At 40.5% G+C, this 210-nt stretch carries 1 tRNA gene; it reads right to left on the bottom strand.

The annotated features are described in order from the left end of the window. Positions 1–82: 82 nt before the first annotated feature. Positions 83–158, bottom strand: a tRNA-Val gene (locus PVK70_RS19045). Positions 159–210 lie beyond the last annotated feature (52 nt).

The following is a 210-nucleotide window of genomic DNA, read 5'->3' as shown; positions in this document are numbered from 1 at the left end:
AATTGTTTTTCTACCTAATGAAAGGCTTCTAAACCATTTTTAAAGACTCTCATCAGCTTTTGCTTCAAAGAACGTTTAAAGATGGTGGGCGATACCGGGCTCGAACCAGTGACCCCCTCCTTGTAAGGGAGGTGCTCTCCCAACTGAGCTAATCGCCCACGAAAGTTTCTTTTGTCTTCACTTTTTAAAAAAGTGAAAATAAAAGCCATT

Source organism: Aliivibrio sp. A6, from assembly GCF_028765505.1.
GTDB lineage: Bacteria > Pseudomonadota > Gammaproteobacteria > Enterobacterales > Vibrionaceae > Aliivibrio > Aliivibrio finisterrensis_A.
The sequence above is the reverse complement of the archived record's forward strand: the minus strand, read 5'-3'. Positions and strand labels throughout refer to the sequence as shown.